Source organism: Kocuria dechangensis (assembly GCF_014636775.1).
GTDB lineage: Bacteria > Actinomycetota > Actinomycetes > Actinomycetales > Micrococcaceae > Kocuria > Kocuria dechangensis.
In genome coordinates, this window is record NZ_BMEQ01000013.1 from 35,253 (window position 1) to 58,749 (window position 23,497).

General features: G+C 73.0%; 22 protein-coding genes and 1 tRNA gene. 10 read left to right on the forward strand and 13 right to left on the reverse strand.

The window, feature by feature from the left end; all coding sequences use genetic code 11:
* Positions 1-1,428: a DNA repair protein RadA gene (gene radA / locus IEW07_RS12330; RefSeq protein ID WP_188537663.1), complete on the reverse strand. Its 1,428-nt coding sequence runs from the start codon at positions 1,426-1,428 to the stop codon at positions 1-3.
* A gap of 54 nt (positions 1,429-1,482) precedes the next feature.
* Positions 1,483-1,857 (reverse strand): ArsR/SmtB family transcription factor, encoded by a 375-nt coding sequence (locus IEW07_RS12335; RefSeq protein ID WP_188537665.1) that lies wholly within the window; start codon positions 1,855-1,857, stop codon positions 1,483-1,485.
* A gap of 84 nt (positions 1,858-1,941) precedes the next feature.
* On the opposite strand from IEW07_RS12335, the gene arsB reads away from it, so the two are divergent.
* From arsB to IEW07_RS12360, 5 genes are all read left to right on the forward strand, one after another.
* Positions 1,942-3,036 (forward strand): ACR3 family arsenite efflux transporter, encoded by a 1,095-nt coding sequence (gene arsB, locus IEW07_RS12340; protein WP_308738231.1) that lies wholly within the window; start codon positions 1,942-1,944, stop codon positions 3,034-3,036.
* A 51-nt stretch (positions 3,037-3,087) separates the two neighbouring features.
* Positions 3,088-3,522 (forward strand): arsenate-mycothiol transferase ArsC, encoded by a 435-nt coding sequence (locus IEW07_RS12345; RefSeq protein ID WP_188537667.1) that lies wholly within the window; start codon positions 3,088-3,090, stop codon positions 3,520-3,522.
* Between the two features lie 25 nt (positions 3,523-3,547).
* Positions 3,548-5,299, forward strand: coding sequence for an arsenical pump-driving ATPase (gene arsA, locus IEW07_RS12350; RefSeq protein ID WP_188537669.1), 1,752 nt, complete (start codon positions 3,548-3,550; stop codon positions 5,297-5,299).
* Positions 5,300-5,357: 58 nt separating this feature from the next.
* Entirely contained in the window at positions 5,358-5,786 is a 429-nt protein-coding gene (locus IEW07_RS12355) for an arsenate reductase ArsC (protein WP_188537671.1), read from the forward strand.
* A gap of 64 nt (positions 5,787-5,850) precedes the next feature.
* Entirely contained in the window at positions 5,851-6,906 is a 1,056-nt protein-coding gene (locus IEW07_RS12360; RefSeq protein ID WP_188537673.1) for an ArsO family NAD(P)H-dependent flavin-containing monooxygenase, read from the forward strand.
* A gap of 19 nt (positions 6,907-6,925) precedes the next feature.
* Here IEW07_RS12360 and IEW07_RS12365 read toward each other — a convergent pair whose 3' ends face one another.
* A complete protein-coding gene (locus IEW07_RS12365) occupies positions 6,926-8,074 on the reverse strand; it encodes an FUSC family protein (protein ID WP_188537675.1) in 1,149 nt (382 codons plus the stop codon).
* Between the two features lie 288 nt (positions 8,075-8,362).
* Between IEW07_RS12365 and pstS (IEW07_RS12370) the strand changes: the two genes are divergently transcribed.
* The 4 genes from pstS (IEW07_RS12370) to pstB all read left to right on the forward strand — a co-directional run bounded on the left by pstS (IEW07_RS12370) (position 8,363) and on the right by pstB (position 12,542).
* Positions 8,363-9,475 (forward strand): phosphate ABC transporter substrate-binding protein PstS, encoded by a 1,113-nt coding sequence (gene pstS / locus IEW07_RS12370; RefSeq protein WP_188537677.1) that lies wholly within the window; start codon positions 8,363-8,365, stop codon positions 9,473-9,475.
* 174 nt (positions 9,476-9,649) lie between these two features.
* Entirely contained in the window at positions 9,650-10,585 is a 936-nt protein-coding gene (gene pstC / locus IEW07_RS12375) for a phosphate ABC transporter permease subunit PstC (protein ID WP_188537679.1), read from the forward strand.
* Positions 10,585-11,718 (forward strand): phosphate ABC transporter permease PstA, encoded by a 1,134-nt coding sequence (gene pstA, locus IEW07_RS12380; RefSeq protein ID WP_188537681.1) that lies wholly within the window; start codon positions 10,585-10,587, stop codon positions 11,716-11,718. The genes pstC and pstA overlap by 1 nt, the downstream gene beginning before the upstream one ends.
* A gap of 44 nt (positions 11,719-11,762) precedes the next feature.
* On the forward strand, positions 11,763-12,542 hold the full coding sequence (gene pstB, locus IEW07_RS12385; RefSeq protein ID WP_188537683.1) for a phosphate ABC transporter ATP-binding protein PstB: 780 nt from the start codon (positions 11,763-11,765) through the stop codon (positions 12,540-12,542).
* A 146-nt stretch (positions 12,543-12,688) separates the two neighbouring features.
* Here pstB and IEW07_RS12390 read toward each other — a convergent pair whose 3' ends face one another.
* From IEW07_RS12390 to glsA, 4 genes are all read right to left on the reverse strand, one after another.
* Complete coding sequence (locus IEW07_RS12390; protein WP_188537685.1) at positions 12,689-13,702, reverse strand: inorganic phosphate transporter; 1,014 nt, start codon at positions 13,700-13,702, stop codon at positions 12,689-12,691.
* A 5-nt stretch (positions 13,703-13,707) separates the two neighbouring features.
* Entirely contained in the window at positions 13,708-14,322 is a 615-nt protein-coding gene (locus tag IEW07_RS12395; RefSeq protein ID WP_188537687.1) for a DUF47 domain-containing protein, read from the reverse strand.
* Positions 14,323-14,630: 308 nt separating this feature from the next.
* Positions 14,631-15,275 carry a hypothetical protein gene (locus IEW07_RS12400; RefSeq protein WP_188537689.1) on the reverse strand — a complete coding sequence of 215 codons (645 nt, stop codon included), beginning with the start codon at positions 15,273-15,275 and terminating at the stop codon, positions 14,631-14,633.
* Between the two features lie 43 nt (positions 15,276-15,318).
* Positions 15,319-17,190 (reverse strand): glutaminase A, encoded by a 1,872-nt coding sequence (gene glsA / locus IEW07_RS12405; RefSeq protein ID WP_188537691.1) that lies wholly within the window; start codon positions 17,188-17,190, stop codon positions 15,319-15,321.
* Between the two features lie 167 nt (positions 17,191-17,357).
* Between glsA and IEW07_RS12410 the strand changes: the two genes are divergently transcribed.
* Positions 17,358-17,430, forward strand: a tRNA-Lys gene (locus IEW07_RS12410).
* Between the two features lie 87 nt (positions 17,431-17,517).
* On the opposite strand, the gene IEW07_RS12415 is transcribed toward IEW07_RS12410, so the two are convergent.
* From IEW07_RS12415 to IEW07_RS12440, 6 genes are all read right to left on the reverse strand, one after another.
* Positions 17,518-17,733, reverse strand: a complete 216-nt coding sequence (locus IEW07_RS12415; protein WP_188537693.1) for a hypothetical protein — start codon at positions 17,731-17,733, stop codon at positions 17,518-17,520.
* Between the two features lie 187 nt (positions 17,734-17,920).
* Complete coding sequence (locus IEW07_RS12420) at positions 17,921-18,769, reverse strand: SRPBCC family protein (RefSeq protein ID WP_188537695.1); 849 nt, start codon at positions 18,767-18,769, stop codon at positions 17,921-17,923.
* A gap of 167 nt (positions 18,770-18,936) precedes the next feature.
* Positions 18,937-20,088: a phosphate ABC transporter substrate-binding protein PstS gene (pstS, locus tag IEW07_RS12425; protein WP_188537697.1), complete on the reverse strand. Its 1,152-nt coding sequence runs from the start codon at positions 20,086-20,088 to the stop codon at positions 18,937-18,939.
* A 134-nt stretch (positions 20,089-20,222) separates the two neighbouring features.
* On the reverse strand, positions 20,223-20,468 hold the full coding sequence (locus IEW07_RS12430; protein WP_188537698.1) for a ketohydroxyglutarate aldolase: 246 nt from the start codon (positions 20,466-20,468) through the stop codon (positions 20,223-20,225).
* A gap of 40 nt (positions 20,469-20,508) precedes the next feature.
* The gene (locus IEW07_RS12435) at positions 20,509-21,816 is read right to left on the reverse strand and encodes a S8 family serine peptidase (protein ID WP_188537700.1); all 1,308 of its coding nucleotides are present in this window, start codon (positions 21,814-21,816) and stop codon (positions 20,509-20,511) included.
* A 110-nt stretch (positions 21,817-21,926) separates the two neighbouring features.
* Positions 21,927-23,456 carry an MFS transporter gene (locus IEW07_RS12440; RefSeq protein WP_188537702.1) on the reverse strand — a complete coding sequence of 510 codons (1,530 nt, stop codon included), beginning with the start codon at positions 23,454-23,456 and terminating at the stop codon, positions 21,927-21,929.
* Positions 23,457-23,497: the final 41 nt, after the last annotated feature.

The following is a 23,497-nucleotide window of genomic DNA, read 5'->3' on the forward strand; positions in this document are numbered from 1 at the left end:
TCATACGGCGGCGGGGGCCGCCCGCCTCGGGCGCTGGCCCGCGGCGGAGGCGGGGAAGAGCAACTCCATGGCGTCGGTGATCGTGGTCACCTCCCGGACCGTGAAGCCCGGCGGGACCGGCCCCGGGCCGGTGGGGCTGGCCGGGACCACCGCGTGGGTGAAGCCCAGCCGGGCGACCTCCTGGATGCGGCGGCCGATGCCCGGGACGGGCCGGACCTCCCCGGCCAGGCCCACCTCGCCGAAGCAGACCAGCCGCTGCGGCAGCGGGCGGTCCTGGGCGGCCGAGGCCAGGGCCATCGCCACGGCGAGGTCCGTGGACGGCTCGGTGAGCTTCACCCCGCCCACGGTGGAGACGTAGCAGTCCAGGCCGGCCAGGTTCACGCCGGCCCGCCGCTGCAGCACGGCCAGGAGCATGGCGACCCGCGAGGACTCCAGGCCGGCCGTGGCGCGGCGGGGCTGGGCGGTGGAGGAGCGGTCGAGCAGCGCCTGGACCTCGGCGAGGAGAGGCCGGCGGCCCTCCAGGGTGACCGTCAGGCACGTCCCCGAGACCGGCATGGCGGTGCGGGAGACGAACAGGCCCGAGGGGTCCTCCACGCTCGTGATGCCGGTCTCGGTGAGGTCGAAGCACCCGACCTCGTCGGTGGGGCCGTAGCGGTTCTTGACGGCGCGCAGCAGACGGATCCGGGAGTGCTTCTCGCCCTCGAACTGGCACACCACGTCCACGAGGTGCTCGAGCAGCCGGGGCCCGGCGATGGAGCCGTCCTTGGTCACGTGGCCCACGAGCAGGGTGGTCATGTTCCGCTTCTTCGCCACGGCGATGAGGGAGGCCGCGACCTCGCGGACCTGCGTGACCCCGCCCGCGGAGCCCTCGACCTCGGCGCTGGCGAGGGTCTGCACGGAGTCGACGACGAGCAGGCGGGGGGAGATGCTCTCGATCTGGCCGAGGGCCGTGGCGAGGTCGGTCTCGGCGGTGAGGTAGAGGGTGGGCGCCACGGCGTCGATCCGGTCCGCCCGCAGCTTCACCTGCGCGGCCGACTCCTCGCCGGTGACGTAGAGGACGTCGCGCGTGGACCCGCCGGTGCCCTCCGCGAAGCGGGCGGCGACGTCGAGCAGCAGGGTCGACTTGCCGACCCCTGGCTCGCCGGCCATCAGGACCACGGCGCCGGGGACCAGGCCCCCGCCGAGGACCCGGTCCAGTTCCGGCACCCCGGTCGGCATCGACGTGGCCACGGTGGCGTCGACCTGCGCGATGGGCCGGGCGGGCTCGGCGATCGAGCGGGCGGCGGTGGTGCGCGCCTTGTGCTCGCCGATCTCCTCGACGGTGCCCCACGCCTGGCACTCCCCGCACCGGCCCACCCACTTGGCGGTGGTCCAGCCGCACTCGGTGCAGCGGTACGAGGGGGAGGTGCGGCGGGTGCGGGTGCTCATGGGCTCCAGGCTAGCCGCCGCGGCGGACACCCCAGCGGGGCGCGGGGGCGCCGGTCAGCGCAGGTCCAGGAAGGCCTGCAGCTCGGCGAACGCCTCGGGCACCACGGAGTAGTGGGCCCACTTCCCGCGCTGCTCGCGGGTCAGCAGCCCGGCGTCCACGAGCTTCTTCATGTGGTGGCTCACCGTGGGCTGGCTGATGCCCACCTCCTCGGTCAGGTCGCACACGCAGACCGCGCCGCAGCCCTGGGCGGCCACGTGGGAGAGCAGGCGCAGACGGGTGGGGTCCGCCAGCGCCTTGAGCCGCCCGGCGATCCGCTGGGCGTCGTCCGCCGTCATGGGCCCGCCGGAGAGCGAGCAGCACCCGGACCGGGACGAGCCCGGGGCGCACTGGTCGGCGGCGGTGGCCTGGAGGTCGGGTGCGAGAGTCATCACCCCAGTCTACATTGACGCACGTCGATGTGACCCCATAGTGTTCCTGATAGACAACCGTCGATACGAAGGGCCTGCCTCCTGATGAGCAACACCGTCACCTCCCCCGCCCCGCACCAGGGGGTGATGAAGGACCTGTCCTTCCTCGACCGCTGGCTGCCCGCCTGGATCATCGCCGCCATGGTCGCCGGCCTGCTGCTCGGCCGCTTCGTCCCGGGCCTGAACACCGCCCTGGAGGCGGTGAAGATCGGGGAGGTGTCCCTGCCCATCGCCGTCGGCCTGCTGGTGATGATGTACCCGGTGCTGGCCAAGGTCCGCTACGACGAGACCCACCGCGTGGCCGGCGACAGGCGCCTGATGGGCGCCTCCCTGGTGCTGAACTGGATCGTGGGCCCGGCGCTGATGTTCGCCCTGGCCTGGATCTTCCTCCCCGACCTGCCCGAGTACCGCACGGGACTGATCATCGTGGGGCTGGCCCGGTGCATCGCCATGGTGCTGATCTGGAACGACCTCGCCTGCGGGGACCGGGAGGCGGCCGCGGTGCTGGTGGCGATCAACTCCGTGTTCCAGGTGATCGCCTTCGGCGCCCTCGGCTGGTTCTACCTCCAGGTCCTGCCCGCCTGGCTCGGCCTGCCGACGACGTCGGCGGAGTTCTCCGTGTGGTCCATCGTGCTGAGCGTCCTGGTGTTCCTGGGCATCCCCCTGGTCGCCGGGTTCCTCACCCGCACCCTGGGGGAGAGGGCCAAGGGCCGCACCTGGTACGAGGAGACCTTCCTTCCGAAGCTCGGCCCCTGGGCGCTCTACGGGCTGCTGTTCACGATCGTGCTGCTCTTCGCCCTGCAGGGCGAGGCCATCACCTCCAACCCCCTGGACGTCGCCCGCATCGCCCTGCCTCTGCTGGTCTACTTCTTCCTCATGTTCGGCATCGGCCTGGTCGCGTCGAAGGCCCTGGGGCTGAACTACGCGAAGTCCACCACCGTGGCCTTCACCGCCGCCGGCAACAACTTCGAGCTGGCCATCGCCGTAGCCATCGGCACCTTCGGGGTCACCTCCGGACAGGCCCTGGCCGGGGTCGTCGGGCCGCTGATCGAGGTCCCGGTCCTGGTCGGCCTGGTCTACGTGTCCCTGTGGGCCGGGCGGAAGCTGTTCCCCGGTGACCGCACCGTCCCCGCCCGCTGAACGCCCACGCCCCGTGAACCCCGTGACCCCGCCAGTCCCCAGGAGCATCCGATGAGCGCCACCACGCCCTCCGTCCTGTTCGTCTGCGCCAAGAACGGCGGCAAGTCCCAGATGGCCGCCGCCCTCATGGACAAGCACGCCGCCGGTGCGGTGGAGGTCCACTCCGCCGGCACCAGGCCGGGGAAGCAGATCAACGCCCTGTCCGCCGAGGTCGTCGCGGAGGTCGGCGCCGACATGTCCCACGGGCGCCCGAAGCCCGTCGACCCGGAGCTGCTGCGCTCCGTGGACCGCGTCGTGGTGCTCGGGAACGAGGCGGAGGTCGAGCCCGTCGAGGGCATGGCCGGCACCGTCGAGACCTGGCACACCGACGAGCCGTCCGAGCGGGGGATCGAGGGCGCGGAGCGGATGCGCCTGGTCCGCGACGACATCGACGCCCGGGTCCGGCGGCTGCTGGGCGAGCTGACCGGTGTCCCCGGGCGCCGGTGACCTCCTCCTTCGGAAAGCGAGCACGATGACATTCCTCGACCGCACCCCCCGGTTCCTGTTCTTCACCGGCAAGGGCGGGGTGGGCAAGACCTCCGTCGCCTGCGCCGCCGCCCTGCACCTGGCCGGTGCCGGCCGGAAGGTGCTGCTGGTGAGCACGGACCCGGCCTCCAACGTGGGCCAGGTCTTCGGGGTGGTCATCGGCAACACGGTCACCGCGATCCCGGACGTGCCCGGCCTGCACGCCCTGGAGATCGACCCGGAGCAGGCCGCGGAGGCCTACCGGGAGAAGATCGTCGGCCCGGTCCGGGGGCTGCTCCCCGAGGCGGAGATCGCCTCGATCACCGAGCGGCTCTCGGGCTCCTGCACCACCGAGATCGCCTCCTTCAACGAGTTCACCGGGATCCTGGCCGACGGGACGATCGGCGAGCGCTACGACCACGTCCTCTTCGACACCGCCCCCACCGGGCACACCATCCGCCTGCTGCAGCTGCCCGGGGACTGGACCGCGTTCCTGGACGCCGGCAAGGGGGACGCCTCCTGCCTGGGCCCGCTCTCGGGCCTGGAGAAGCAGCGCAGCACGTACGCCGCGGCGGTGGCCGCCCTGGCCGATCCGGCCCGGACCCGGCTGGTGCTGGTGGCCCGCGCCCAGGAGTCCAGCCTCGCCGAGGTCGCCCGCACGCACGAGGAACTGGCCCGGATCGGGATGACCGAGCAGCACCTGGTGGTCAACGGCCTGATGCCCGCCGGCGAGGACCCCCTCGTGCGCGCGGTGCGGGCCCGGGAGCAGGCCGCCCTGGACCGGATGCCGGCGGTCCTCACCGGCCTGCCGCGCGACGAGGTGGCGCTGCGCCCGCAGAACATGGTCGGGCTGCCCGCGCTGCGGTCCCTGCTCGCCGGCGACGACGGTGCCCCCGAGCCGGCGACGGCCACCGCACCCGCGGCGGTCGACCTGCCGGGGCTGGGAGCCCTGGTGGACGAGCTCGCAGCCCAGGACCACGGGCTCGTCATGTGCATGGGCAAGGGCGGGGTCGGCAAGACCACCGTGGCCGCGGCCATCGCCGTGGCCCTGGCCCACCGCGGCCACGACGTGCACCTGACCACCACCGACCCGGCCGCCCACCTCTCCGAGACCCTGGCCGGAGAGGTCGAGCACCTCACCGTCTCGCGGATCGACCCCGAGCAGGCCGTCGCCGCCTACCGCGACCGGGTGCTGGCGTCCAAGGGCAGGAACCTGGACGAGACCGGCCGGGCGCAGCTGGCCGAGGACCTGCTGTCCCCGTGCACCGAGGAGGTCTCGGTCTTCCACGAGTTCTCCGCGGCGGTCAACGAGTCCCGCCGCCGCTTCGTGGTCGTGGACACCGCACCCACCGGCCACACCCTGCTGCTGCTGGACGCCACCGGCTCCTACCACCGCGAGATCGCCCGCAGCATGGGCGAGGGCTTCTCCTTCACCACGCCGCTGATGCGCCTGCAGGACCCGGAGCTGACCAAGCTGGTGCTGGTCACCCTGGCCGAGACCACCCCCGTCCTGGAGGCGCAGCAGCTGCAGGAGGACCTGGAGCGGGCCGACCTGCACCCCTGGGCGTGGGTGGTCAACAACTCCGTGGCCGCCGCCGACCCCGGCTCCGCCTTCCTGCAGGAACGCGCCCGCCACGAGGCCGAGCAGATCCGGGCCGTGCAGCAGCTGGCCCGGCGCACCGCCGTGATCCCGCAGCTGGCCGACGAGCCCGTGGGCGAGACCGCCCTGGCAGGGCTCACCGACCCGGCCCGCGTCTGACCCCGGACCACCTGACCCCTCCCACCGCCCCTTCCCCGACAGAACGGACACCACCCCGATGAGCACCGAGACCACCAAGCCCAGCGTCCTGTTCGTGTGCGTGCACAACGCCGGGCGCTCCCAGATGGCGGCCGCCTACCTCACCCACCTCTCCCGGGGCCGCATCGAGGTGCGCTCGGCGGGATCGGCCCCGGGCGACGCCGTCAACCCCGTGGCCGTGCAGGCGATGGCCGAGGAGGGCATCGACATGAGCGCCCAGAAGCCCAAGGTGCTGACCACCGAGGCCGTGCAGGACTCCGACGTGGTCATCACCATGGGCTGCGGGGACGCCTGCCCCTTCTTCCCGGGCAAGCGCTACAAGGACTGGGAGCTCGAGGACCCCGCCGGCCAGGGCCTCGAGGCCGTGCGCCCGATCCGCGACGAGATCAAGGTCCGGGTCCAGCAGCTGATCGCCGAGCTGCTGCCCGCCGGGACCATCACGGAGTAGGGCGGGGGACGTCCAGGAGCACGCGCCGCACGAGCAGGGGAGACCGCAGGGGAGACTGAGGACCATGGACCACCACGTGGACGTCGCGGTCGTCGGCGCCGGACAGGCCGGGCTGGCCGCGGGCTACTACCTGCGCCGCACCGGGCTGTCCTTCGTCCTGCTCGACGACCAGGAGACCGCCGGCGGGGCCTGGCGGCACACCTGGCCGTCGCTGCGGCTCTTCTCCCCGGCGGAGTACTCCTCCCTGCCCGGCCGCCCCATGCCCTCGACGGCCGGGGGCAACCCCGGCGCGGCGCAGGTGATCGACTACCTCGCCGACTACGAGGCCCGCTACGACCTGCCCGTGCGCCGGCCCGTCCGCGTGCGCGCCGTGCACCGGGAGGGCGACGGGTTCCGGCTGGAGACCACCGCCGGGCAGTGGCACGCCCGGGCGGTGGTCAGCGCCACCGGCACGTGGTCCCAGCCGTTCTGGCCCACCGTCCCGGGCCAGCGGGACTTCCGGGGCGCCCAGGTCCACAGCGCCCGCTACGGCGGGCCCGACCCCTACCGGGGCCGGCGCGTCGTCGTCGTGGGCGGGGCGAACTCCGGGGCGCAGATCGCCGCGGAGCTGGCCGGGTCCGCGGACCTCACGTGGTGCCTCAACGGCGCGCCGCACTGGCTGCCCGACGACGTCGACGGCCGGGAGCTGTTCCGCGTGGCCACCGCCCGGGCCCAGGCCCTGGCCGCCGGGCTGCCGGATCCCGGCGGGGTCGCGTCCCTGGGCAACATCGTCGTCGTCCCGCCGGTGAAGCGGGCGCGGGACGCCGGGCTGCTGCGGCCCGCTCCGATGTTCGCCCGCTTCACCCCGACCGGGATCGCCTGGGCCGACGGGCGGGAACAGGAGGTGGACGCGGTGATCTGGTGCACCGGGTTCCGCCCGGCGCTGCGGCACCTGCGGCCCCTGCACGTCCGGGAGGACGACGGAACGGTGAGCACCCGGGGCACCGCTTCCACCAAGGTGCCGGGGCTCTACCTGCTCGGGTACGGGGACTGGACCGGACCGGGCTCGGCCACCCTGATCGGGGTCGGGCCCACGGCCAAGGAGACCGTCGCCGCCCTCACCGCGCATCTGCGCCCCTGAGCTCCGGGGGGAGGCAGCCTCAGGCCCGGTCCCATCCCTCCAGCGGGGGCATCTGCGCCCGCGCCTCCTCGTGGGTCATGCCGGCCGCCTCGAGGAGGTCCACGACCATCGGGCGCATGTCCAGCACCAGGGTCTCGCCCTCCATGGTGCGCACGCCCATCTCGCGGGGGAGCAGCCGCCCGGCCACGTCCGCCAGCTCGTTGCGCGCCTGGCGCAGGTAGCTCTCCCGGGAACCGGGCGAGGCGACGGCGAGCGCGTTGCCCAGGGTGGTGACCGCGTCCGCGAGGTCGTCGAGGGCGCCGGTCAGGGAGACGACGGCCTCGTCCGAGAGCGTCACGTGGTTGAGCACGGAGGCGAGCCGGCGGGCGAGCACCCTGGAGTTGCGCACGGCCAGGTCCAGGTAGTGGATCGAGTGCTCGATCTCCTCGACCTCCGCCCGGCGGCTCCGGTACAGCGGCGACGCCCGGGCGATCTCGAGGGAGGCCTTGAGCCCAGTGGTCACCGAGTCGACCAGGGGCTGGGTCTGCCGGGCCCGCACGAGCGCGAGCCACGCCGCCGTGGAGTCGTAGTCCTCCACGGCGCGGCCGGCCTCCCGCAGCACCCGGGAGAACTGCTCCACGAGCCGGCGGAGGTCCTCGCGCGGCTGGCGCCGGGGGTCCGTGGGCACGAAGTAGGCCATGGCCAGGGCGCAGAGCCCGCCCACGACAGCGTCGGTGGAGCGCGCGAACACGCCGTCCTGGGACGGCGGCAGCAGCACGACGAGCACGGACTGCAGGCCCATCTGGGTGGTGAACAGCGTCCCGTTGTCGAGGAACCGGGCCAGCAGGATCGAGGTCATGAGCACGACGCCGGCCTGCCAGACCCCGGTGCCCAGGACGTGGATGAGGGCGTCGCCCACGGCGATGCCCAGGGTGCAGCCGATCGATACCTCGAGCACCCTCCGGTACCGCAGCCCGCCCTTGGCGAAGCCGAGGGAGACGAGGGCGGCCGTGGCCGCGAAGATGGGGCCGTGGTGACCGAGGAGCTGCTCGGCGATCAGGTAGGCGCCGACGCTCGCGACGGTCATCTGGAAGGCCTGGAGCACCCCGGTGCGGACCCGGGTGAAGCCGACCCGGGTGCGCGTGCGCAGGGCGCGGAGGAACGCGTGCGCGCGGGTGCCTGTGGCCATGGGCTCATCCTAGGGGAGCAGGCGGCCGGCCCCCGGGAGCCGGTGGTGCCGGGGCCGGGAGTCGCGCCGGGGGTGTGACCTTCCGTACACGTGTCCGTGACGAGGGGGACTGTTCACCACCCGTTCACCTTGTGACGCCACGATGGTCAGGTCCGATTCCTAGCGTGTCCCTGTGAGAGCGCCGCTGCGAATCGGCGGATCCCACCTCTCACCGGGCCCGGAGCTCTCCCCGCGGCCCGTGGAACACGGCCCCTCGACGGGCCACGACTGTGATTTGAAGGGGCAACAGTGAAGGCATCCCACCTCGGCCGGTCCGCCGCCGTCCTCGCCATCGGCACCCTCGCGCTGACCGCGTGCGGTTCCGACAACGCCACGGGGAACGGCTCCGGCTCGGAGACCGGCGCCGCCGCCGGCTCCGTCTCGGGCACCCTGACCGGCATCGGCTCGTCGGCCCAGAACGCGGCCATGACCGCGTGGCAGAACGGCTTCCAGGAGGCCAACTCCGGGGCCACCGTCCAGTACTCCCCGGACGGCTCCGGTGCCGGCCGTGAGGCCTTCGTCGCCGGCGGTGCGGACTTCGCCGGCTCCGACGCCTACCTCGACGACGAGGAGTACGAGGCGTCCAAGGAGGTCTGCGGCCCCGAGGGCGCCTTCCACGTCCCCGCCTACATCTCCCCGATCGCCGTGGCCTTCAACCTGCCGGGCGTCGAGACAGTGAACATGGACGGCGAGACCATCGCCCAGGTCTTCACCGGCGAGATCAAGACCTGGAACAACCCGGCGATCGCCGACCAGAACCCCGAGGCCGACCTGCCCGACACCCCGATCACCGTGGTGCACCGCAACGACGAGTCCGGCACCACCGAGAACTTCCAGGAGTACCTGGCCGCCGCCGCTCCCGAGGTGTGGACCGAGGAGGTCTCCGGCAACTGGCCGTCCCAGTGGGCCGCCGAGAACAACAAGGGCACCGCCGGCGTCGTCCAGTCCACCAACGCCACCGAGGGCGCCATCACCTACGCCGACGCCTCCGCGGTCGGCGACCTCGGCACCGTCGCCGTGGGGGTCGGCGAGGAGTACGTGCCGTACTCCTCGGAGGCCGCCGCGAAGGCCGTCGAGGCCTCCACCCCGGTCGAGGGCCGCGCCGAGTACGACATGGCGATGGACCTGGAGCGGGACACCACCGAGTCCGGGGCCTACCCGATCGTGCTCGTGTCGTACGAGATCTTCTGCCCGCAGTACGATTCCCAGGAGACTGCGGACCTCGCGAAGGCCTTCGGCTCGTACATGGTCAGCGAAGAGGGCCAGCAGACGGCGGCCGACGCCGCCGGCTCCGCGCCGATGTCCGAGACCCTGCGGACCCGGGCGCAGGAGGCCCTCGACCGGATCACCGTCGCCGGCTGATCCGATCCACGTGATCCCGTTCGGCGCGGGACCGGGCCCCAGGTCCGGCTCCGCGCCGAACGGGACATTTCTGTGTGGGGCGCCTTCTCCGTGAGGTGCGCCACCCGATCCAGGCGCTGGGTGCCGATCCCCATCCAGAACAGCTCGTGTCACGCAATCGAAGGGGCGCACGACATGTCCACCACCGTCACCACCAAGAAATCCGCGGCCGGCGGCAAAGCAGGTGACTCCGTCTTCTCCGGGCTCAGCCTCGGCGCCGGGGTCCTGATCCTCGCGGTCCTGGCCGCCGTGGCCCTGTTCCTGTTCATGCAGGCGCTGCCCACGTTCCAGGCCCCGGCCGAGGACGTGTCGGGCGGCGAGGGCTTCTTCGCCTACATCTGGCCGCTGGTCATCGGCACGGTCATCGCGGCGGTCATCGCCCTGGCCATCGCCACGCCCATCGGCGTCCTCGTGGCGCTGTACATCTCCCACTACGCGCCCGCCCGGATCGCCAAGCCGGTCGCCTACGTCATCGACCTGCTCGCTGCGATCCCCTCGGTGATCTACGGCGCGTGGGGCACGACCGTCCTGGCGTCCTCGCTCGTGCCGTTGTACGGCTGGCTCGCCGAGAACTTCGGCTTCATCCCGATCTTCTCCGGCCCGGCGTCCCAGACTGGCAAGACCATCCTCACCGCCGGCGTCGTGCTCGCGATCATGATCCTGCCGATCATCACCGCTATGTCCCGGGAGATCTTCGTGCAGACCCCGAAGCTCCACGAGGAGGCGGCGCTGGCGCTGGGCGCCACCCGCTGGGAGATGATCCGCATGACGGTGCTGCCCTTCGCCCGTCCCGGCATCATCTCCTCGGTCATGCTGGCGCTGGGCCGCGCCCTCGGCGAGACCATGGCCGTGGCGCTGGTCCTCTCGAGCGGCCCGCTCACGGCGTCGCTCCTGCAGTCCGGCAACCAGACCATCGCGGCGGAGATCGCGCTCAACTTCCCGGAGGCCTACGGCCTGCGGCTGTCCGAGCTGATCGCGGCGGGCCTCGTCCTGTTCCTCATCACCCTGGTCGTGAACATGATCGCCCGCGCCATCATCACCCGCTACAAGGAATTCTCGGGAGCCAACTGATGTCGACCACTCTCCTGCGCAACCAGACCTCCACACCGCCGACCGGCGGGCGCCGGTCGCGGCTCACCCGCAACCAGCGGCCCGCGTGGCTCGTCCCCACCATCGGGATCGCCGCGGTCGTGGTCGGCGCCGCCGCCGCGGCGCTGGTCGGCTTCAACGTGGCCCTGTGGGCCGTGTTCTCCGCCGTCATCTTCCTCGTGGCCGCCCCGGTCGCCGTGACCGCCGTCGAGGGGCGGCGCAAGGGCGCCGACTCGCTCGTGACCTACCTGGTCTACACCGCGTTCATCCTGGCCGTGGTCCCGCTCGTGTCGGTGATCTGGACGGTCCTCGCCAACGGTCTGCCGGGCCTCAACTCGAACCTGCTGCTCACCTCCATGAACGGGGTCACCGGCGCCACGGACAACGCGGCCGCCGCAGGGGAGACGCCCGTGCTGGGCGGCGCCTACCACGCGATCGTCGGCACCGTGTCGATCACCTTCTGGGCCACTCTCCTGTCCGTGCCCATCGGGCTCCTCACCGCGATCTACCTGGTGGAGTACTCGAGGGGCGGCTGGCTCGGGCGCGCGATCACGTTCTTCGTGGACGTCATGACGGGCATCCCGTCGATCGTCGCCGGTCTGTTCGCGGCCGCGCTGTTCGGCCTGCTCTTCGGCCCGTCCACCCGCTTCGGCTTCGTGGCCGCGGTGGCGCTGACCGTGCTCATGATCCCCACGGTCGTGAAGAACACCGAGGAGATGCTGAAGATCGTCCCCAACGAGCTGCGCGAGGCCGCCTATGCGCTCGGCGTGCGCAAGTGGCGGACGATCGTCAAGGTCGTCATCCCCACGGCCATCTCCGGCATCGCCTCGGGTGTCACCCTCGCGATCGCCCGCGTGATCGGGGAGACCGCCCCGCTGCTGGTCACCGCGGGCTTCGCCACGGCCATCAACTGGAACTCGTTCTCCGGCTGGATGACGACCCTGCCGACGTTCATCTACTACCAGATCATGACGCCGACCTCGCCGACCAACCCCGACCCGTCCGCGCAGCGCGCGTGGGCCGCCGCGCTGATCCTGATCATCATCGTCATGCTGCTCAACCTGGTCGCCCGCCTCGTCGCCAAGGCCTTCGCGCCCAAGACCGCCGGCCGCTGAGCACCGACCTCCAACTTCCGCGAGAAAACAGCAAGGAACCCAGAATGTCCAAAAGAATCGACGTCGAGCACCTCAATGTCTACTACGGCGACTTCCTGGCCGTGGACGACATCAGCATGGGCATCGACGCCCGGTCGGTCACCGCGTTCATCGGCCCGTCCGGCTGCGGCAAGTCGACCTTCCTGCGCACGCTCAACCGCATGCACGAGGTCATCCCCGGCGCCCGCGCCGAGGGCAAGGTCCTGCTCGACGGCGAGGACCTCTACGGCCCCGGCGTGGACCCGGTGGTCGTGCGCTCCATGATCGGCATGGTCTTCCAGCGGCCCAACCCCTTCCCCACGATGTCCATCCGGGACAACGTGCTGGCCGGCGTGAAGCTCAACAGCCAGCGGATCTCCCGCTCCGACGCGGACGACCTGGTGGAGCGCTCCCTGCAGGGCGCGAACCTGTGGAACGAGGTCAAGGACCGCCTCGACAAGCCGGGCTCGGGCCTGTCCGGCGGGCAGCAGCAGCGGCTGTGCATCGCCCGGGCGATCGCCGTGAAGCCGGACGTGATCCTGATGGACGAGCCGTGCTCCGCCCTCGACCCCATCTCCACCCTCGCGATCGAGGACCTCATCAGCGAGCTGAAGGAGGAGTACACCGTGGTGATCGTGACGCACAACATGCAGCAGGCCTCCCGGGTCTCCGACAAGACGGCCTTCTTCAACATCGCGGGCACCGGCAAGCCCGGCAAGCTCATCGAGTACGGCCCCACCTCGGAGATCTTCAGCAACCCGCACGAGAAGCAGACCGAGGACTACGTGTCCGGCCGCTTCGGCTGAGCCCGGGCTCCTCTCCCGCACGACGACGGCGCCGCCCCACCTCCCGAGGTGGGGCGGCGCCGTCGTGCGGGGGCCCGGTGCGGGGGCCCGGTGCGGGGGCCGAGTGCGGGGGCAGAGCTCGCCGTCCCGGCGACCGGGAGCGGGGCTCAGAGCAGGGGGGAGAGCGCGAGCATGAGCGTCGCGGAGGCGAGCCCGCACACCGGCACGGTGAGGCCCCAGACGAGCAGCACCTGCTTGACCACCCTGCTGTTGACGGTCGTGAACCGCTGCTGCTGGCCGGCCCCCAGGATGGCCGCGGCCGTGGTCTGGGAGGTGGACATGGGGACGGGCAGCAGGGTCCCGCCCATGAACAGGAGGGCCCCGGCCACCCCCTGGGCCACGGCGCCGCGGAACGGGTCCATGACCACCATCCGGGAGGAGAGCGTGTAGGCGATCCGCCGGGCGCCGAAGAGCGTGCCGCCCGCCAGGCCGGCGGCGACCAGCAGCAGCACCCACAGCTCGGAGCCGTCGGCGGCCACCGGGACCCCGGCGCACAGGAGCAGGGTCGTGACCACCCAGGCGGCCCGGCGGCCGTGGTTGATGCCGTGGCCGAAGGAGACGGCGGCCGCGCCGGTGGCGAGGACGAGCCGGGAGCGGTAGGTGGTCGTCGTGGGCTCGGAGTGCTTGAGGAGGTGGACGAGGGGGATCACCAGCGCCCACGCCACCGCGTAGGCCACCGCGGGGGCCACCACCAGCGGCACGACGATCTTGTACAGCGCGGTGGCAGTGAGCGGGGAGTCCGCCACCAGGTCCACGGCGTGGGCGCCGAGCAGCGCGCCCACGAGGCTTCCGGCCAGGGCGGTCGTGGTCGAGGACGGCATGCCCCACCACCACGTGAGCAGGTTCCAGCCGATGGTGGCCAGCAGGGCGCAGACGATCGTCGCGGAGCCCACGACGTCCAGCGGCACGGGGGCGGACAGGAGCAACCAGTCGGACAGCAGGATCCCGGCGTAGAGGACGCCCACGACGTTCACCACGGCGCTCAGGCACAGGCCGACCTTCGGGGTGAGCGCCCGGCCGCGCACGGGCAGGGCCAGGGCGTTGGGGGCGTCGTGGAAGCCGTTGACCACCGTGTACCCCACGGCCAGGACCAGCCCGAGGACGGTGAGCAGCTCCGGCACCGCGCTCAGGACTCCGCCACGACGATGCGGCCCACCTCGGTGGACACGCGCACCAGCGCCCGGGCAGCGCCCACGAAGCGCTCCACGGCCTGCTGTCGTTTCATCGCGGGGATGGCCTTGTGGTGCTCGAGGATGTGGGCCATGTGCAGCTGGTGGATCCGCTCGGACTGCTTGCCGAGACGCAGCATCTCGTACCAGTAGTCGTCGAGGCCGTCGAGGGAGCTGAGGTTGCGCATCGCGCGCGTGGTGAGCCCGGACATCCGCACGATCACCGCGAGCTGGTCGGTGGCGTGCGTCGGCGCACGGTCGAGATCGTAGGCGACGTGGGCCTCGGCGACCGCCAGGAGCTCCTCGGCGGCCTTGTTGAGCCAGTGCCCGAGGACGTAGACGTCCTGCCGCGGGACCGGGAGCACGAAGGTGGAGCGTGCCGTGGTCATCACGGAGAAGTACAGGTCGCTGGTGCGGGCCTCGCACTCGCGGATGGCCTCGAGGGTGTCCGTGCTCGGACCGGGGGTGCCCAGCAGCTCCGAGAGCAGGCGCACGGCCTCGGTGATCTGCCCGGACATGTCCGCCAGCAGGTCCAGGACCTTGTCGTCCTCCGGGAAGATGCGAAGCGCCATGTAGTGACCATCCTGGGCGTGAGGGACAGCGCCGCTGGGCACGGCGAAAATCACTGTACACGGCGCGGGTGAACCGTCCGGGGCCTGGGGGACGCGCCCGGGAACGGGCCGGGAGGACCGGAAGGAGAAGCGGAGGAAGGGGGCGGTGCCGGACCGGGAACGCCTCTCGGCGTAAGGCCGCTCGCAGCGGCTATGAGTTGGAGCCCGGGGTTACCACGGCCCGACACCTGCGTCCATGGTAGTCGACCTCCCCCTGAGGCCAAGCCCGTCCCCGGTGGGACCCGGCACGGGCCGGATCCGGGGAGCGCTCAGTCGAGGTGCCCGTGGCGCCAGGCGGTGGCCGCGGCCTCGAGCTCCTCGGCGGTGCGCTCGAGGCGCTGGGTGAGGGCCACGGTGCTCGGGCCCCGCGCGGCGGCGGGGTCGACCACCGCCATCTGCCCGGTGTCGGCCAGCCGGATCCGGCCCAGGGCGATCACCCGGCAGAACGCGGCGAAGCGGTCCAGGGCCACGTCGAAGTCCCCGTTGAAGGCGCCCGAGAGGATCGCGTCGGCCATCGTGGTGATCTCCTCCGCGCCCGGGGGCTCCGCGACGCCGGCCACCACGTGGGAGACCTGCGCGGTGCCGCGTCCCGAGGCGAAGTAGCGGCCCATCCGCTCCGGGTCCTTGCGCACCGCGGCGCGCAGCGCGTAGAGCCGCCACAGGGCCCCGGGCAGGGACACGGCGGGCGCCTCCGCCCACATCTCCGCGATGCCCTCCAGGCCCTGCTCGTCGGTCAGCTCGATCAGCCGCCGGGTCACCTCTGGGTCGTCGCTGGCCCGGCCCCGGTGGACCAGGGCGTGGGCCGCGAGGTGGGCCGCCTCCGAGACGCGGGCCGGGTCGGGTCCGCCCTCGTGCTCCTCGAACTGCTCGGGGGAGAACCTGACCGGCCTGTGGTGGCGGGGGACGTCGCTCATGCGACCAGCGTACGGCCGCGGGCCGCGGCGGACCACGGAGCGCTCACCAGTCGGTGGCGGAGGCGTGCACGGCCGCGTCCCGCCACTGCTGGTCGGCGCGCTCGTAGCCGTCCCGGGCGATCGCCTTCCACAGCCGCAGCGCCAGGACCGGGTCCTGCTCCTCCAGCTCCGCGAGGGCCTCGGGGGTCAGCACGCGAGCGGTGACGTCCGTGACCGCGGTGAGCGTCACGTGCTGCTTGCCGTCCGAGCCGAGGGCCATCTCCCCGAAGCTCATGCCGGGGCCCAGGATCTGCAGCTCGATCCGCTCGCCGGTGGGCGTGCGGACGGACATCGAGACGTCGCCGCTGACCACCAGGTGGATGCCCGCGAAGTTCTGCCCCGACCGCAGGATGTTGGCACCGGCCCGCCAGGACCGTTCCACGGTCCGGGCCTGGACGGCGCGGGCGTCCTCGGGGTCCAGCCGGGAGAGGAGCTCCGAGTCCGGGGGCACGACGCGGGAGGGCGTGCACCCCGGCCCGCCGTGCCGCTCGAGCAGGGCGTCCTCGACCCACTTGACGGCCGCGGCGCGGCTGGGGAACACCTCGAGCGGCGGCTCGCCCTCCAGGACGGAGCGGGAGACGCGGCCCCCGTCGACCACCACCAGGGTGCGTCCGGCCTCCCTCAGCTCGGCCCGGGTGCGGGCCAGCAGCGGCAGGACGTAGTCCGCGATCTCGTCCACCCGCCGCATGTCCACGACGACGTACTCGGCGTCCAGGGCGACCTCGCGGACGGTCCGGATCGCGGTCTCGGCGCCCGTGAACAGCAGGTCCCCCTGGAGCTCGACGACGACCGCGTCGGTGCCGTGCTCGGCGAGCACGGCGTCCGCCTCCGCGTTGCGCCGCACCATGGACGGGGACTGGTCGATCGGGTAGCTCGCCCGCACCGTGGAGCGCGACGCGCGGGCCGTGCGGCTGAAGTGCAGCTGCAGGTCCTGCGACAGCCGTTCGCACGCCAGCACGCCGCGCACGCTGTTGCCGTGCCGGTCCAGGGCGGGGGAGAACGTGGCCACGGCCAGCTGGCCGGGCAGCACGGCGATGATCCCGCCGCCCACCCCGGACTTGGCGGGCAGGCCGACCCGGACCATCCACTCGCCCGCGTCGTCGTACATCCCGCAGGAGCTCATCACGGACAGGACGCGGGAGACGGTCCCGGGGGCGAACACCTCCTCGCCCGTCACCGGGTTCGTCCCGTCGTTGGCCAGGGTGGCCCCCATGAGCGCGAGGTCGCGGCAGGTCACCAGCACGGAGCACTGCGCGAAGTAGTCCTCCAGCGCCCGGATCGGGTCGCCCTCGATGATGCCCGCCGAGGCCAGGAGGTAGCCCAGGGCGCGGTTGCGGTCGCCGGCGTCGTGCTCCTGGGCGAGCACCTCGGGGCTGATCGCGAGGTCGCGGCCCGCGCACCGGGAGTAGGCGGCACGGATCCGGTCCCGGCGCAGGTCGCGCTCGCTGTCCGGCACGAGCCAGGTGGAGGTGATCGCCCCGGCGTTGATCATGGGGTTCGCGGGGCGGCCCGTGCCCGGCTGCAGCGAGATCTCGTTGAAGGCGTCGCCGCTGGGCTCCACGTCGATCTTCTCGTGCACCGCCTCCGCGCCGAGGTCCTCGAGCGCCAGGGCGTACGTGAAGGCCTTGGAGATCGACTGGAGGCTGAACTCCTCGTCGGCGTCCCCGGCCGCGTAGACGTGGCCGTCCGCGGTGGCGATGACGATCCCGAAGCGCTCCGGGTCGGCCTCGGCCAGGGCGGGGATCGAGTCGCTGGGAGCGCCGCCGCGCTGGTCCCGCAGCTGCTCGACCACCTGCTCGAGGTACTCGGTGACGGCTGAGGGGCCGAACACCGCGGCCGCGCCGCCGGCGGTGTCCTCTGTTCGCTGGCGTGCCACGGTGGGTCCTCCGGTCGGGTCGGCGTCGGGAGGCGCACACCCCCTGCCCCAGCGTAGGCCAGTCGGTCGAGGCCCCGGAGCGCCCCGATCCCGGTCCCGCCGGGGGCCGTGCGGTAGAGTGGTGTCCGCTCCGGGCGGGTCGTGCACCCTGCGCCGCGGCGGAGCGCGGGCCTCTAGCTCAGTTGGTAGAGCAGTGGACTTTTAATCCATGGGTCGTGGGTTCGAGCCCCACGGGGCCCACCGTGAGGAAGCCCCCGTCGTCGCCGGCCGACCGGTGACGACGGGGGCTTCCGCACGTCTGCGTCAGGTGGGGTGTCCGGTGGCGGATCAGACGAGGGCGGCGGTCGCCAGCAGGGCCGCGCCCGTCACGATGAGCACGAGGGGCCCGAGCACCGCGGGAGCCGTCAGCGTCGCCGGCGGCCTCGACGCCTCGCCCGCACGCCGTGCCCTGCGCCTCCGGCGCAGCCCGGCGCCCAGCTGCCACAGGATCGCCGCGACGAACAGGGCCATGCCCACGGCTATCAGCACATCCTCGCCTGTCACAGGCCCAGTGTGACCCACTGCGCGGGAGACCACCAGGGTTCGCCGGCCACGGCCTCGGCCGGCCGGCGGGCGGGCGGTGGAACGGGGCCTTCGCGCGAGACGCCCTCCCTGCCGCCGGGTCACCGGGGCCGGGAGGGCGTTCGCGTGCAGGGGCCGGGCGGCGCGCCGCGGCCCCGACGGATCCTGCCTAGATCGGTCCGCCCGCGGAGCGCCCGCCGGCGCTCGGCGGCATCGTGCGGTCCGGGCCGGTCTCGTCCTCGGCGTCCGTGCCGACGGCGTCGTAGGCGGTCGGGGGCACCGGCGGCGTCAGGGGCGTGGTCGGGTTCTCGTCCAGGGGAGTCCTGGCCGGCGCCACGACCTCGTCGACGACGGGGGTCGCGGGTGGTGCGACCGGTGCGATGGGCTCGACGACGACCTGCTCGTCCTCCCTGTCCTTCTTCTTCGAGGCCGCGGCGGCTCCGGCGGCGGCGACACCGGCCGCGGCGACGCCCGCGGCGACCGCCTTGCCGGAGATCCCGGCCTTGCCCTCGTCCCCGCGCGAGGCCGCGGCGTGCTCGACGCCGGGCGTCCCCACGGGCGCGCCCCCGGCGACCGTCCCGCGCCAGGCGCCGGAGGCGTAGCCCTCGGACTCGATGAACTTCTTGAACCTCTCCAGGTCCTTCTCGGCCTGGTTCTCGACGACGTTGAGCTTGTCGCCGATCTTCTCCACGAGGCCCTCGGGCTCGTACTCGAGGACCAGGTGCACCGAGGTCCGGCCGGGGCCCGCGTCCTCGAAGGTGACCGCGCCGGCGTTCGTGGCGCCCTCGGTGGCGGCCCAGGCGACCTTGCGGTCCGGGACCTGCTCGAGGATCCTCGCCTCCCACTGCCGGCGCACGCCGGCGATCTCGGCCACCCACTCCAGGCGGTCGTCGGTCAGCTGGGTCACGCTCTTCACGCCGCCCATGAACTGCGGGAAGTCCTCGAACTGGGTCCACTGGTTGTACGCCGTGGTCACCGGCACGTCCACGACAACGGTTTTCTCGACCTTGGTGCTCATCGCGTCTCCTTCGACTTGATTTCGACTGGATCGGACCAGCAGTGCGTGACGAAGAGTCTCCAGTTCGCCAGGTTGCTTACGATACCGTCGCCGTGGAGCTGTGACCAGGGTCACCCGTGGTGCTCAGCCGTCCGCGAACGCCCGGCGCCGGTCGCCGGACCGGGCGGTCAGCGGAGGCGCATGGAGTCCAGGGCTGCCTGGGCCTCCGCGGTCAGGTTCTCCGGCAGCGGGGCGCTCTTGACGGACTCCGAGGCCAGTTGCTGGCCTTCCTCCCCGACCACGTAGTGACCGAACGCCTTGGCCAGTTCGAGGACCTCGGGGTCCTCGTAGGTGGTGCAGTAGATGTGGTAGGAGACCAGCACCACAGGGTAGGCCCCGGCCACGTCGGGGTCTCGGTCCAGTTCGAGCGCGATGTCGTGCGGGCCGGTGCCCTCCACCCGGGAGGCCGCGCCCACGGCCGCGCCGGCAGCCTCTCCGCTCACGGCCACGTACTCGTCACCGACCTTGATCCGGGCCTTGCCCATGGACTCGTCCACCAGGGAGTCGTCCGCGTAGGTGACGGCGCCCTCCGTGCGGGCTGCGAGGCTCACCACGCCGGCGTTGCCCTGGGCCCGCTCGGTCGGCAGGGAGCCCGGCCAGCTGCCGTCCTCCTCGTCGGTCCACACCTCGGGGGCCACCGCGTGCAGGTAGTCGGTGAAGTTCTCCGTGGTGCCCGAGTCGTCAGCGCGCGCCACGGGGGTGATCGGCAGGTCGGGCAGGTCGACGCCCTCGTTCTGGGCTGCGATGGCAGGGTCGTCCCAGCGCGTGATCTCGTGGCGGAAGATGCCGGCGACGGTCGCGGGGTCGAGGTTCAGCTCCTGGATGCCGGGGAGGTTGAAGGCGACGCTGATGGGGGAGATGTAGACGGGGATGTTGACGGCCCCCTCGGGCCCGCAGTGCTCCCGCACCTCGGCCTGCTCCTCCGCATCGAGGTAGGCGTCCGAACCGGCGAAGTCCGTGCCGCCGCCGACGAGCGCGCTGCGTCCGGCGCCCGAGCCCGCGGAGAGGTACTGCACCCGGGCCCCGGGGTTCTCGGACTCGAAGCTGCTGCGCCAGGTGAGCATCGCGGCGTTCTGCGCGGTCGAGCCGACGCCCGTCAGGATTCCGGACAGCCCCGACCCGTCGTGCTGCGCCGCGCGTTCCTGCTCCTCCCCGAGGGGATAGTCCGAGCCGCAGCCCGTCAGCGTCGTCACCGCCGTCAGCACGAGGGCCGGCACGGCACCGGTGCGGAGCCGCCGCGCGGTCGTGCCGCTGCGGCGAGGTCGCGAAGGATCGAGCATGGTGAGGTCTCCTCGGGGCTGTCGGGATCGGACGGCAGGAGGCGTCCCGCCCGCGCGGGTGCGGGGCCGGCGGCTCAGCTTACCCGTGGGGACCGCGCTCGCGGTTCCGGGCCCCGTCGCTGCGGGCCCGCCGGCTACTGGACCGGCTCGTCCGGAGGGGGGAGCCTGTAGCGCCGCTCCCGTTCGACCGAGGCGACGCCCTCGATCCGCTCGAGGGCGGGCAGCCTGTCCTCCGGGATCGTGCCGGTGACCGTGCCGAGCCGGCGGAGCACCTGCTCCACCTGCATCCCCTCCGCCCGCAGGCGATGGGTCAGGGCATCGATCGCCGGCCGGTGGGCCGCGTCGACGACCACGGTGATGTGCGCCGTCTGCGTGTTCATCTGCGTCCGCCGTCCTCCTGGACCGCTCTGCGGCCCGTGCCTACTGCGGGGCCAGGGGCAGCCCGGAGCCCACGTCCGCCGAGGGCGCGAGCAGCCGGTAGGACTCCTGCGCGAGCACCGACCACAGGTCGCGTCCCCGGAAGCCCGTGGCCTCGGCCCACAGGGCGGCGACGCCGGCCACGTGCGGGGTGGCCATGCTGGTCCCGCTGATCGTGTTGTGGCGCTCGGGCATGGGCCAGGACGAGTAGACCTGCCACCCCGGTGCGGCGAGATCCACGTGGCCGCCGCGCACCGGCAGGCTGCGGGCGGAGAAGAACGCGATGTCGAGCTGCTGGGTCAGGGCGCCGGTCGCCATGATGTAGGGGCTGTTGGCCGGGACCCCCACGAACCCGACCTCCCCCTGGACCCGGCTGGCGTTGTTGCCCGCCGCCGCCACGATGAGGGCTCCCTGCTCCAGCGCCCGCTGGCCCACCACGGTGTAGGCCGGGGAGACCTGCGGCTCGTCCGAGCCCAGGGACATCGAGATCACCGCGCACTTGTTCTCCAGCGCCCACTCGATCCCGGCGAGGACCTGGGCGTCCGTGCCCGAGCCCTCGTTGCTCAGGACCTTCCCCGCGTAGATCTCGGCCTCGTGCGCGACCCCGTAGCCGCGGCCCTCGGCCGGCGTGCGGGGCCCGCAGGAGGTGCCGACGCAGTGGGTCCCGTGCCCGTGGCCGTCCTGGGCCGTCTCGCCCGGGATGAAGGACTGCGAGCTCACGGTGCGGCCGGCGAAGTCGGGGTGCTGGAGGTCGAAGCCGGTGTCCAGGACGGCCACCCGGACGCCCTTGCCGGAGTACGGCGAGGTGGAGGCCTGGACCGCGTTCAGGCCCCAGGTGAACTTGTCGTCGTCCCGGTAGTACGGCGGCGGCGGAGCGGGCTGGCCCGGCTCCGCGCCCGGCGCCGGCCGTGCGAGCAGGCGCTCGCTGAGGTCCACGACGCCGTCCCGGTAGCCCGTGACGTAGTCGGCGGGGACGTCGGGACGGATGTGGTGGACGAGCTCGGGGGAGACCGACAGGACCGTGTTCGGTCCCTCCGAGGGTGTCCGCAGCGCGGCCATCCGGTTCGCGTCGCCCGAGACCACGGCCACGTGGAGCGTCGGGAACACGAGGGCGTCCGCTCCCAGCGCGTCCCCCGCCTCGCGGGCCTCCCGGGCGGTGACCACCTCCGTCATCCCGGCCGAGCGCAGCACGGTCGCGAGGTCGGGGACCTCCTGCGCGAAGACGACCACGTACCGGCCCGTGGTCTCGGGCGGCTGGTCGGGACCCCGTCTCGGCGGCGTCGTGCCGTCCCTGCGGTCCGGATCGATCATGTCCTCACGTCCTCTGGCCGTTCGGGAGCTGAGCTGGTTACATCATGATGCATCTGCTCCGGTCGGATGGAAACGGGGCTCCGTCCGGTTCGCGTAACGCGTCGCGTGCGTCACCGGCGCCCGGGCCCGCGCGGCACGCGGCGCAGCAGGAGGGCGACGACGACGGACGTCGCGCCCAGTACCGCCGCGGCGATCCCTGCGGCCAGGTGGACCCCGGACGTGAAGGCCGCCACCGCCGCGCCCACGAGCTCCTGCGCCACGGCCGGGTCGAGGGAGTCCGCCACGGCGACCGCCCCGCCGAGCGTCCCGGACGCGGTGGTGGCCTGCTCCGGATCCAGCCCGGGCGGCACGGCCAGCGTCCGGGTGTAGGTGGCTGTGACCGCCGTGCCGAGGACGGCCACGCCGAGCGCGGCGCCGAGCTGGTAGGCGGTCTCCGAGATCGCCGAGGCCGCCCCGGCCTGCTCCGGCTCCACCTCGGCGAGGACCAGGTCGCCCGCGATGGTCTGCCCGGCGCCCGAGCCGAGGCCGATCACCATCAGCGCCACCACGAGCAGCGTCCCGCCGTCCAGGTCCCCGAGCAGCACCAGGAGGAAGCCGCAGGCCATCACCAGCAGCCCGGCGCCGACCACCACGGCCGGGCGCACGTGCTCGACCACCCGCACCACCAGCAGGCCCGAGACGATCGTCACGACCGCCCCGGGGAGCAGGAGCAGGCCGGCGCGCAGCGGCGACAGGCCCTCGACGAGCTGCAGGTACTGGGACACGAAGAACAGGAACCCGATGAAGACGGTGGAGGCCACGAGGTTGTTGAGCAGCCCGCCGGTGAAGACGGGGAGCCGGAACAGCCGCAGGTCCAGCATCGGCTCGGCGCGCCGCAGCTGCCGGCGCACGAACAGCGCGCCGGCCCCGGCGGCCAGGGCCCCCGCCGCCGCGGTGCCGGCGGACGGGCCGGCGGCGCCGAGGGACTTGACGGTCCACAGCAGCCCGGCCATGGCGGTCATGATCAGGGCGGCGCTCACCGCGTCGACGGGCCCGGGGGAGGGGTTGCGGGACTCGGGCACCAGCACGGGGGCCAGCAGCAGCAGCGGCACCAGGACGGGCACGGCGATCAGGAACACCGAGCCCCACCAGAAGTGCTCCAGCAGCACCCCGCCCACGATCGGGCCGAGCGCGCCGCCCGCCGAGAAGCCGGTGGCCCACACCGCGATGGCCGTGCGCCGCTGGACGGGCTCCCGGAAGATGTTGCGGATCAGGGACAGGGTCGCGGGCATCAGCATCGCCCCGAAGACCCCGAGCAGGGCTCGGGCCGCCACGAGGGCCGTCCCGGACGGGGCGAACGCGGCGAGCGCGGAGACCACCGCGAACCCCGTGCTGCCCAGGAGCAGCAGTCGCCGGCGGCCCACGCGGTCCCCGAGCGAGCCCATGGGCACGAGCAGGCCGGCGAGGACCAGGGGGTAGGAGTCGACGATCCACAGCAGCTGCCGGCCGGTGGGGCGCAGCTCCTGGGAGATCTGGGGCAGCGCGAAGTTCAGGACGGTGTTGTCCACCGAGATCAGCAGCACCGGGAGCATGAGGACCACCAGCGCCCCCCACTCGCGGGCGCCGGCGCGGCCGGGGCGGTCGGTGGTTCGGGCGGTCATGGCGGGGCGGGGACTCCTCGGGCGGCGGCGGGGTGCGGGCC

What these genes read in the sequence shown, in the direction of transcription:
- radA (WP_188537663.1), bottom strand. Translation starts at nt 1,428, where the DNA reads ATGAGCACCCGCACCCGCCGCACCTCCCCCTCGTACCGCTGCACCGAG.
- IEW07_RS12335 (WP_188537665.1), bottom strand. Translation starts at nt 1,857, where the DNA reads ATGACTCTCGCACCCGACCTCCAGGCCACCGCCGCCGACCAGTGCGCC.
- arsB (WP_308738231.1), top strand. Translation starts at nt 1,942, where the DNA reads ATGAGCAACACCGTCACCTCCCCCGCCCCGCACCAGGGGGTGATGAAG.
- IEW07_RS12345 (WP_188537667.1), top strand. Translation starts at nt 3,088, where the DNA reads ATGAGCGCCACCACGCCCTCCGTCCTGTTCGTCTGCGCCAAGAACGGC.
- arsA (WP_188537669.1), top strand. Translation starts at nt 3,548, where the DNA reads ATGACATTCCTCGACCGCACCCCCCGGTTCCTGTTCTTCACCGGCAAG.
- IEW07_RS12355 (WP_188537671.1), top strand. Translation starts at nt 5,358, where the DNA reads ATGAGCACCGAGACCACCAAGCCCAGCGTCCTGTTCGTGTGCGTGCAC.
- IEW07_RS12360 (WP_188537673.1), top strand. Translation starts at nt 5,851, where the DNA reads ATGGACCACCACGTGGACGTCGCGGTCGTCGGCGCCGGACAGGCCGGG.
- IEW07_RS12365 (WP_188537675.1), bottom strand. Translation starts at nt 8,074, where the DNA reads ATGGCCACAGGCACCCGCGCGCACGCGTTCCTCCGCGCCCTGCGCACG.
- pstC (WP_188537679.1), top strand. Translation starts at nt 9,650, where the DNA reads ATGTCCACCACCGTCACCACCAAGAAATCCGCGGCCGGCGGCAAAGCA.
- pstA (WP_188537681.1), top strand. Translation starts at nt 10,585, where the DNA reads ATGTCGACCACTCTCCTGCGCAACCAGACCTCCACACCGCCGACCGGC.
- pstB (WP_188537683.1), top strand. Translation starts at nt 11,763, where the DNA reads ATGTCCAAAAGAATCGACGTCGAGCACCTCAATGTCTACTACGGCGAC.
- IEW07_RS12395 (WP_188537687.1), bottom strand. Translation starts at nt 14,322, where the DNA reads ATGGCGCTTCGCATCTTCCCGGAGGACGACAAGGTCCTGGACCTGCTG.
- IEW07_RS12400 (WP_188537689.1), bottom strand. Translation starts at nt 15,275, where the DNA reads ATGAGCGACGTCCCCCGCCACCACAGGCCGGTCAGGTTCTCCCCCGAG.
- IEW07_RS12420 (WP_188537695.1), bottom strand. Translation starts at nt 18,769, where the DNA reads ATGAGCACCAAGGTCGAGAAAACCGTTGTCGTGGACGTGCCGGTGACC.
- pstS (WP_188537697.1), bottom strand. Translation starts at nt 20,088, where the DNA reads ATGCTCGATCCTTCGCGACCTCGCCGCAGCGGCACGACCGCGCGGCGG.
- IEW07_RS12430 (WP_188537698.1), bottom strand. Translation starts at nt 20,468, where the DNA reads ATGAACACGCAGACGGCGCACATCACCGTGGTCGTCGACGCGGCCCAC.
- IEW07_RS12435 (WP_188537700.1), bottom strand. Translation starts at nt 21,816, where the DNA reads ATGATCGATCCGGACCGCAGGGACGGCACGACGCCGCCGAGACGGGGT.
- IEW07_RS12440 (WP_188537702.1), bottom strand. Translation starts at nt 23,456, where the DNA reads ATGACCGCCCGAACCACCGACCGCCCCGGCCGCGCCGGCGCCCGCGAG.